The organism is Novosphingobium sp. B1, from assembly GCF_900176395.1.
Taxonomy (GTDB): Bacteria; Pseudomonadota; Alphaproteobacteria; order Sphingomonadales; family Sphingomonadaceae; genus Novosphingobium.
The window spans coordinates 41,799-50,952 of the sequence record NZ_FWXL01000018.1 but is presented as its reverse complement, the minus strand read 5'-3'; the positions used below and the strand labels follow the sequence as shown (position 1 = coordinate 50,952).

The 9,154-nt window shown below is 53.7% G+C and carries 9 protein-coding genes; 3 read left to right on the top strand and 6 right to left on the bottom strand.

Annotation, left to right across the window (positions count from 1 at the left end):
- The coding region (locus B9A23_RS19180) for a transposase (protein WP_139797573.1) at nt 1–474 on the top strand (474 nt) is incomplete at its 5' end.
- 668 nt (nt 475–1,142) lie between these two features.
- Here B9A23_RS19180 and B9A23_RS19175 read toward each other — a convergent pair.
- A complete protein-coding gene (locus tag B9A23_RS19175; protein ID WP_084280791.1) occupies nt 1,143–1,763 on the bottom strand; it encodes a response regulator transcription factor in 621 nt (206 codons plus the stop codon).
- A gap of 281 nt (nt 1,764–2,044) precedes the next feature.
- Here B9A23_RS19175 and B9A23_RS23555 point away from each other — a divergent pair, with 281 nt between their 5' ends.
- Together B9A23_RS23555 and B9A23_RS23550 are read left to right on the top strand one after the other, a co-directional pair.
- Complete coding sequence (locus B9A23_RS23555) at nt 2,045–2,191, top strand: hypothetical protein (RefSeq protein ID WP_368655948.1); 147 nt, start codon at nt 2,045–2,047, stop codon at nt 2,189–2,191.
- Between the two features lie 155 nt (nt 2,192–2,346).
- Nucleotides 2,347–2,694: a MarR family transcriptional regulator gene (locus B9A23_RS23550; protein WP_084280788.1), complete on the top strand. Its 348-nt coding sequence runs from the start codon at nt 2,347–2,349 to the stop codon at nt 2,692–2,694.
- Nucleotides 2,695–2,968: 274 nt separating this feature from the next.
- Here the strand turns inward: B9A23_RS23550 and B9A23_RS19165 are convergent, their stop codons facing one another.
- The 5 genes from B9A23_RS19165 to B9A23_RS19145 all read right to left on the bottom strand — a co-directional run bounded on the left by B9A23_RS19165 (nt 2,969) and on the right by B9A23_RS19145 (nt 9,007).
- Complete coding sequence (locus B9A23_RS19165) at nt 2,969–4,711, bottom strand: methyl-accepting chemotaxis protein (RefSeq protein ID WP_084280785.1); 1,743 nt, start codon at nt 4,709–4,711, stop codon at nt 2,969–2,971.
- 635 nt (nt 4,712–5,346) lie between these two features.
- Nucleotides 5,347–5,676 carry a hypothetical protein gene (locus B9A23_RS19160; RefSeq protein ID WP_084280782.1) on the bottom strand — a complete coding sequence of 110 codons (330 nt, stop codon included), beginning with the start codon at nt 5,674–5,676 and terminating at the stop codon, nt 5,347–5,349.
- A 40-nt stretch (nt 5,677–5,716) separates the two neighbouring features.
- Nucleotides 5,717–6,355, bottom strand: a complete 639-nt coding sequence (locus B9A23_RS19155; protein ID WP_254895196.1) for a TadE/TadG family type IV pilus assembly protein — start codon at nt 6,353–6,355, stop codon at nt 5,717–5,719.
- 8 nt (nt 6,356–6,363) lie between these two features.
- Nucleotides 6,364–6,987 (bottom strand): TadE/TadG family type IV pilus assembly protein, encoded by a 624-nt coding sequence (locus B9A23_RS19150; RefSeq protein WP_084280796.1) that lies wholly within the window; start codon nt 6,985–6,987, stop codon nt 6,364–6,366.
- 10 nt (nt 6,988–6,997) lie between these two features.
- Nucleotides 6,998–9,007, bottom strand: a complete 2,010-nt coding sequence (locus tag B9A23_RS19145) for a TadE/TadG family type IV pilus assembly protein (protein WP_139797572.1) — start codon at nt 9,005–9,007, stop codon at nt 6,998–7,000.
- Nucleotides 9,008–9,154: the final 147 nt, after the last annotated feature.

The window sequence follows — 9,154 nt, the reverse complement described above, 5'->3', positions numbered from 1 at the left end:
GCACGGGAAGCGTTGTGGCGGGAGTTCACCAGGCTGCACCGGGAGATGCTGAAGATCGCACGCGCAGACAAGATTTGCCACCGGTTGATGAGCATACCCGGCGTCGGTGCATTGGTCGCCCTGACATATCGATCCGCGATCGACGATCCGGCCCGCTTTGGAAAATCGAGTACGGTCGGCGCCTACTTTGGCCTCACGCCAAAGAAGTATCAGTCTGGCGAGACCGACCGGGACGGAGGTGTCAGCAAGGTCGGCGATGCGATGGTGCGAACCGCGCTCTTCGAGGCGGCGCACATCATGCTGACGCGAGCGACGCGCTTTTCCAGCCTCAAGCGCTGGGCGCTCGAGGTGGCAAAGCGTCGCGGCATGAAACGCGCCAAGGTCGCGCTCGCACGTAAACTGGGGGTTGTGCTCCATCGCATGTGGGTGGACGCCACTGACTTCCGCTGGGGGGCAAGCACGATGGCCGCTTGAAGGACGAACTGCTGATCGAGGCGGGCCGGGACCGGCACGCTTCCAATGAGGTCCCGTCGCTGGGACGCAGGCTTGGCAAGATCGTGTGTAGTGCTGTGAATGCTTCGGCAAACCACGCTTCCTAGATTGATCTGCCGGCTTGGATCTGATGGCATGGTGTGGCAGCCTTCGTGCTGACCACGGACAGAAGCATGACCTTGGCGACGAGATAATCATTCAGAGGGACTTGACGAACAAAGGCCCATTACAGAAGCACTATAAAGATCGTTAACGCTACGGTTACCAAGCTTTCAGCTTGCGTAGGCCGGCTTCCAGCTCTTATTGCAGTGCAGCGAGGACGGTCATGTACAATTATGCGAGCCCTACGATCTCATCTGGAAAGCTTCGACATGTTTTTCAGGCGGCGGTTTGCCTTAGTGGAACGATGGCTCGCTCCTCTTCTGGCTGGCATTTTCAATCATGCAGCGGCTTGATCTACAAACTGCAATTCGAGAAACGCTCGCCTCATCTGCGCGAGGGTAAGATTACCTTATGCGGCACTTATGCGGGCTCTTTTAACATAAAGGTTCTCAGCCTCACTGTTACTGAGACGACGACCAACATGTGCTCCACGGCAACTCTGGAGAGCATTCTAGTTATCCAGGAGCTTCTGACACAGCACAGAAATATTAAGCGGCTAGCGCGGTGTAAGCCGCCGCCTCAACTTTCAGTCGCACAGCGTCTGCCGCATTTCGGGCACCAAGTTTCCCCAAAAGCTTAGAGCGATGGATTTCGACGGTCCGCGGGCTGATCTCAAGGTCGCGAGCAATTGTCTTTGAGCTTTCGCCAGACACAATGCCATCCAGCACCTGCCTTTCACGCTCGGTCAAGCGCATGAGGTTGCGATAAGCCTCGACCGCCCTCTGCAAGACTTCACGTCGGCGCTCGGCCTCGACAGCGATTGAGGCAACCGCGTCAGTTAGACCGCGCGCCTCTGTTGGTGTGCCAATGAATGAAAGTGCCCCGCCCCTCATAGCCTGCACAATCAAATCAACAGACGGATTGTCACAAAAACCGATGAATGGGCACCAATGCCCTGATAATGCCAGCTGGTGAATTAGCTCAGGCAGCGTGCTGCGCGGACCACGGTCGTGGAGCAAGACGATGCCCCCCGCCGGCACATTGCTCAGGAGCTCCTGAACGTCCTCGTAAATTTCACAATGAAAGCCCGCATTATAGGCCAGTCTAGCAAGCTGCGCTCTCGATCGCGCATCGGTTTCGACCAAATGAAGCTGAGCTTTTTTTACCATTCATTCAGCATTCCAATAAGTTCGGATTAATGGGAGCAAGAATGTCACAATCACGGGGGAATTTAGTGAGTTCTAAATTTAGCTCATTGATTTATATACGAATAATGCCCCCGTTTTGGGTGCAATGCAGATCATACCGGTTCCTCGTGCCGAACTATGCACTCTGGATGGATCTGCATTGCTTACCGGAAGAGCCCACGCAGCATTGCGTACTTGCTCTGTGAGTTGAGCCGTCTAGCTTAGATCCTGTTGCGTGCCTGTTCGGCGAGAGAGGGAATGCGTTGACTGTTTCGACAAGTTTCTACGGCCGCCTCTCCACCTACCGGCGCTATCGCTGCCAACGGCGCGAGATTGCAGATTTGAACGATGATACCTTGCGGCGTGCGGAGGCGAGGCAACGCATAATTACAAGTTGCAATGATAATTAATATTATCTAAATTCTTTTAAATTCTTCAGAGTCTTTATCCACTCTCATGAATGTCAGCAATCCTATTCAATTTTATTCGTATTTGGATTAAGTCTGAGTTGTATAGCCACGGAGAATAAGATATTTTGCTTGGCGTACTCAAGGGCTTTTCGTCAATGGAAATATCCGAAGTTGCAGCCGCGTATCTTAACAATTTGCGCGTCAGAGAAAACTGGATTCCCGAACTACCATCCGCCCCTCCTGGATGGCTGTTACTCTTGGAATTAACAACTGCCTGTGGCAGAGGGCAGCATCCGATTATAACAGACCTTATATTTTCTACGGGTTTGCCTTCTACGACTGCTTTGAGATGGATAAATATCTTAGAGGAAGAAAATCTCATCAGACGTACTGGTGATCCTAACGATCGTCGTCGGTCACATCTTTATCTGACGGAGGCCGGCATGTCACTTTGCTCAAAAATGCTTAGAGATCTTCAGGAAAGGCTCAACGCAGACTTATAAGCCAAATAGATGGCAGCTGTCGCCATCATGGTCGAGCGAATGCATCGAGCCTTCAACTCGCCAAGGCGTGCGCTAGTAGCTGGCGAGCTCATTTTGCCGCTCTCTTCCGTTGGAATTGGCCGATTAATCCTCAGCTAACCCCAAACGCACAATGTATCGTCTAGGCGAGATAGCCCTGCTCTGACTGCGTTTGCCAAAAAATGGCTGAGATGCGATCGGGAATGTCAATACGAACCCAGTGTTGAGCGGCCCTCGATCGAGACGACGGCAACTTTTAAGCAGCAACGCGCAATGGCTCTGCAGGGGGATCGGATCTTTCAGCCGAAAGTTCAAAACAGGAGACTAGCTGCGACAACTCGCCAGCGTGCGTTGAGAGTCTGCGGGCTGCTGCTGTAGATTGCTCTGCCATCGCTGCATTTTGTTGCGTGACTTGGTCTAGTTGGTGGGCTGTCGCATTGATCTGCGCCAGTGTCGAAGCCTGGTGACCAGCATCCACAGCAATAGTTTCAATCATTTGCCGCACGCGTGCCATCCGACCTATAACGTGTATAAGAGCAGATCCCGTGCGCTTTACCAGAGTAACACCAAGACTGACTTGCGTTTCAGATTGGGCGATTAGGGTTCTGATTTCAGAAGCGGCGTCGGCGCAACGCAAAGCCAACGCACGAACCTCGCTTGCAACAACAGCAAACCCTTTTCCTGCCTCGCCGGCCCTCGCCGCCTCAACTCCTGCATTCAAAGCCAATAGGTTTGTCTGAAATGCAATGCCCTCGATAAGTGCAACAATTTTAGAAATCTGAGTGGACGATGACTCGATTGCCGTCATTGCTATCGTTGCTTGCGTCACGACATCGCTGCTATCGCTTGCCTCGACATCCGCCTGCTCGATCAGTTTGCGCGTTTCCTTCGCGCTATTTGCCGTGTGCGACACGAGCCCAAGCACGTCGCCAATGGCAGCCCGCGTCTCTTCAACATGTGCTGTCTGACTGACATTGCGCTGCGCGAGATCTTCAGATGCCGCCTCGATCTCGCTTGCTCTAAGCGAGACACGCTGTGCTGTGTCAGAAACATTTTGAATTGCCTTGGCGAGCATTGAAACACTGCGATTATATGAGTGACGAAGAGCGTCCAGGTCCTTGGCAAACTCTGTGCGTATTCGATGCGTGAGGTCGCCGCCCGCGAGAGCGCGAAGGCCGCGATCGATTTCGTCTACCACTACAGCTTGATTTGCGGCGACCTCACGTTGATCGAACGATACCTGCCGGAACACTTCAACGGCACGTGTCATGTCGCCAATCTCGTCCTCGCGGTGATTTTGTACGCGTCCGCTTTCAAGTTCACCTGCAGCCATTGCCCGCATGGTGGCAGCAACAGCGAGCATTGGCTCGATCACCCGGCGCATAAGCCACCGCCTGCCAGCACCTATAATGAGAAGAATGAACACATTGAGACCACTCAAGAGCGCCAAAGTCCATTGTGCCTTTTGCTCAGCGTCCAAACCAGCCTCGGCACTGCGGTTGATGCCCGCTGACGTGAGCCTCTCGATGGCATTTTGATGCCGTTCGAAAGCGCGCGCTGCACTGTCGTATGCTGATTGCGCCGCCACCATGTCATTCTGTTCGATTGCCGGCAGAAGCTGACTGTTCACATCTTGCCAAAATTTCTCTGCAGGCGCTGCTGCTTCGGTAAGCAGCTTACGCTTGAGATCATTATCAAGGGTGCTCTCCCGCCAGTAGCTCGCGCGACTTTTATATGCCGCTTCGAGACGCTTCAGGTTCGCGCGACGATGCTCAAGGCTCGTTGGATCGCGCATGAGCCGAGTGATCTCAAGCATCGGTTCGATCACATATTCAGGCGGCGGCATGATATCAGCGACAAACTCATTCGTGAGGAGCTGGCGCTTATGTAGCGCTCCACCGACCCGAATAGCGTTCATGCCCAAGGCAGAGGAGATTACCAGTAAGAGCAAGGCTACAAAGATAGCTTTCGCCCCCATACCGAGCTGCTTCTTGATCACGTTCCGACCGTCCTTTGATACGACCCTTTGCGGGAGCTCCTATCCGGAAGGCATCTTCAATTCGAAATGGAGGGGTTTCGGTTCATTCCATATCCGATGCAGGTAAGGATTAACGAGTGGTTACCTACCCATACAAGAAGTTAGCTATTTGACGGGCACTTAGGCGATTTCGCAGACGTCGGCGCCGTTAACTGATATTCGTTCCATCACCGGAAAATCTCGTGTTTATGCGATGCTTTTTTGAAAGGTGGTGCGGGCGCCTGCCGCGCATTTTGAGCACACGAAACCTCATTCGCCCATCAGGTGGATGAAGCAAAACCGCTTTGGATTTTGGCGATCTGCCATCGCTGGCTAAGCCAGTTGCACGTATTGGTGCCAAGTGTCGTGACCTCTCGCGCCTGAAGCCAACATAGGATTGATCGTATTAGACGAGGGGGTGTGAAGGACTATCGAACGGGCTTCAACGTCATCGACCGATTCACCTACTTGCCAGCGCAATCCTGCTTCCAGACGGCCGCTGTACGAAAAACTGACGCGTCAAAAGGTAAAGCCGGTCGCCGCAAGTGACCTTTGGCCAAGGCGGCGGGAGTTTCCAAAATCAGCTATTTGCGGAATGTCGTTGGACTGTACTGGTCTTACTCGACGCGCGCTACGTTCGTTATTGTCCCGCGCAACGGTGCTGGCACAGTCGAAAGGCTCTCAACTTCACCATAAGCTTCAACTGCTGGCAACACGGTGCGGTCCTCCGAGAGGCCTTCATCTGGTTCTTGATCGGCCGCCTCCTCGAAGCGATCGCTTTCGACCCCGAAAATACCCGTAATTCTGGACGATTGCCCGTGCTCACCGACGTGTTCCGCTGGCTTGGCAGCCTCGGCGACAGCAGGAAGCGGGCCGCCAGGCTCAAACAACATGGAGACCACGAAAAGTATGAAAGCGCAAATTGCGACAGCAGAGTTGCGCGTCATGGCGCCCTTTCCCCCTGCACACCATCCCTGAACGAAACGCTCAACATGAGTTCACCGTCAGACGCTGCGTATTGGTAATGTTCTGATTAGTACGCTCACGCACGTTAAATGCGCTTTCATAGCGAATGTTACCTGCAAGGTTCGAAATTGCAGAGAAAAAGGCCGGTTCATAACGATAGGTAACCTCCACGAACATCACTGCTGTTCCGCTCGCTGAAGTGATCTTGTTGCCGTTTGACCCCATTCCTGCGGACAGGCTCGCATCAGTTCGACCTGCGCCTTCTCGTCCATATGAAGGGGACACTGCAAGGCGACCATAACAACGCTGCCAGTTTATCATCTGGCCTGCATTCGCGTCGATCAATCCGTTTGGCTGCAGCGAAGATAGGACGATGCGGCCATTGTTGGCAAAATCAATGCTCTCACCGATGAGGTTAGCGCCAGCAAACACTTCATAAATGTTAGATTCGTCAATTCCAGTGCGTGCACGCCCGGCATTATCAGCTACGGTAATGGCGATCTGGCTAATGCGCATGTGCGCAAGGACGAAGTTGGCCAACTCAAGGCCACCAAAGGTCATCAGAATGAGAAGCGGCATAGCCAGCGCAAACTCGATGACAGCAATGCCAGAAGACGAGGCCCTAAGGTCTTGGTGCATCGCTTGGAGCAGGGTTTTCACAGACGCCCTCATACGCACACCGTTGGAGGGATGCGCTGCCGTGCATAAGGCTGATTGCGCACCGCTGTTTCTCCCGAAATGGAATAATTGGGGCTAAGCGGGAGAAACTTGTCGATGGGAAACAGACGGGGCATCGAGACTGTCACGATATAATACGAAACGTCGTCTGCACCACCTACGCCATCACGGCCTGCGGTTGTGTCGAACGTGCCGTTCTCGTTCAAGTCGACAAAACAGTCTCCGGCATCATAAGCCCCGTTTTTATTGTAGTCCGTAATTAGTTTCTCCGTGCGACCAACCGTAGAGAAATCATAGAAGTTGTTTATCCTCACACTGTAGGTTGCTTCCCGCGCCACGACGTCTGATCTTTTTTGGATTGCGCACTTCACCTTGTCAGATAACGTACCGTCATCGCACTCAAGATCAGGCGATTCCAGCGAAGCTGTGCGCGCAACATCATTGAGCGCGCCCTGGACGACAGTTTTCAAATAAGCCTGGTAAGCAAAGTCGAAACTGCCAAGCACCATGACAATGAAGGGCACTGCAACAAGGGCGAATTCGACCGTTACTGAGCCGCCTCGGTCAGCGCCAAGGCGCAGGTTTCGGAAAATGCGAGAGATTTCGATGATCACCGCCACACTCCTACTTCACTAGCCTTAGTGCGCCGATCTGGTTACCAATCTCGCGGAACCGGGCGATCAGCTTCGGACCGTCTTCCGATGTCGATGCCTGGTTTGAATTACTGGCGCAGCCTGTGAGATTAGAATTGAGGGCCGTGTCAAAACCAATGACCCAAACCGAGACGTTCTGGTTCTTCGTGGCATTGCAGATCATCCGGAACCGCTGTTCGTGACGCGCAAGCTGATTGGGGCACGATCCTGCACCCGTCGTCCTCATGTCATTCTGTTCGATCCCGTAGGCAGTCAGCACATTGCAGTAAGCGGTCTGCAAGCCATCAGTCATAAAAATCACGTGCCGGTTGCACGGCATCTCGTTGTATTGCTCGCACCCGTCCGCAAACACGCCGCCAGTCGAGATGAACCGGGCGCCCCAGATCATACCAATGTCGTGATAGGTACCACCAATTGGTTGCAGGCCATTCACGTAGTTTTGGAGATCAGTCCGCGTCCAACTGCGAAGACGTCTGGCTTCGGTGGGACACGCGTAATACCCCAAGTTTGCAGCGTAGTTCATGATCCAGTTGGTCGTGCTGGTATTCCCATTGACCGTTGCAGATGTAGATCCTGCGGTCCTGGTGTATACTAACTCCGGGATCGCGGGATGCCAGCGCGTCGCGTCGCTGCTCGGGATCTGATTGATGTTCAGGTCGTTCGCGGTCGATGGAATGGTAAGACTGGTGCCACCGTCAATCGAAGTCGTCGTGTCGCGCTCCTCAATGCAACCATTCCAAGTCAGCCGCGTCGTAGTCAGACCGGGGACTGCGGCAAGCTGCTGAAGGTTGTAGCTGCTCGAGGTCGCTACGGTGTTACCTGCCGACGATGCAATAACCATGGAGCCATTCGGCTGAATGATCTGCGAGGTATCATAGGGCACTTGCCGGTAGGTCCAATTTGAGAAGCCATACGTCGTGGTATAAGTGGTCGTCGTGACGGTCCGCCACCGGCGACAGCTACGGTTGTTACCTGTGGTGACCGGAGCACCAGTCCAGCCGAAATCCGCGGTAGCATTGTAAGCGCTGCTCGTTGACGTACCGCCGTAAGAGGTAACTGTTCTCGGCGTCGGCGCTGTTTGATTACCGTCTATCGCTGACGCTTGCACCCAAGTCTGGCACTGACTGTTAGACCGCGTCGAAGATGTTGGCGATGACGACCCAGCCCCAGAGCTCCCACTATAGTATTCCCAAGCACCTACACTCGTCGGAGTGTTCGCGGTATACACAGATGAATTGTAGTTCGCGACACGCGACTGATAATTGGTGGTGGAGGTCAGGTAAGACGAATTTGCTGCATAAAGGAGCCTACCGACATTTACCGTGCTGGAATACGGCACAATGCCAAAGCGCAGGCGCAGACCTTGCGCTTCAAGTTGTGCCTGGATTGGGGCAAGCTCGTCATAAAGCGCCATAACTGCGCTTCGCAGAGCCGCAATCTTGGCCGTTCCTCCGACAGCATCGGCCATAGAGCCGGTCACGTCGAGCACCAAAACAACATCGGTGTTTACGAAATTCAGCGAAGCGTCGCAGCTGACTTGAAGCGGGATCGATTCAAAGCCAAACATGTCCATAATCTGGTTGTGTATGCGCGTGGCGGCACTCACCCGCACAACACCAGCAGTCGGACGGGATATTTGAGGTTCGAAATTCTGGGTGTCAAATGAACCTTGCGGGAAATTGAACGAGAAAAACTGTCGGCCCGTCTGACTAACGCTATCCTCGAAGGTATCGTTTCGCATTACGCGCCGCGCAGCTAGTGACGCAGCGTCGCACGCGTTCTGCAAACGACTTTTGGCCATGGTGGCGCGACTGATATCAACTGCACTGCCGATCAGCATTAGCAAAGGCACAAGACACAGCGCCGTGATGATCAGGACGTTGCCCGATGTGTCGCTGCGAAGCCAATACAGCAGGGTGCGCAGCACTCGAAGGTGGCCCCCGCCCCCCTCTGCCGTCTTGTCCCGGTCCACCTGCGTCATCAAAAAATAGGCCTTCTGCAGCAATTCTCGTGCAAAAGCCGCCCAACACTGTTTCCAGAATCTTACCCTTAAGCCCAATTCACGGCGTGTTTATCTACTTTTAATCAGGTATCTCCCTCACAGCTGAGGGAGAGGTTGTTTACCATT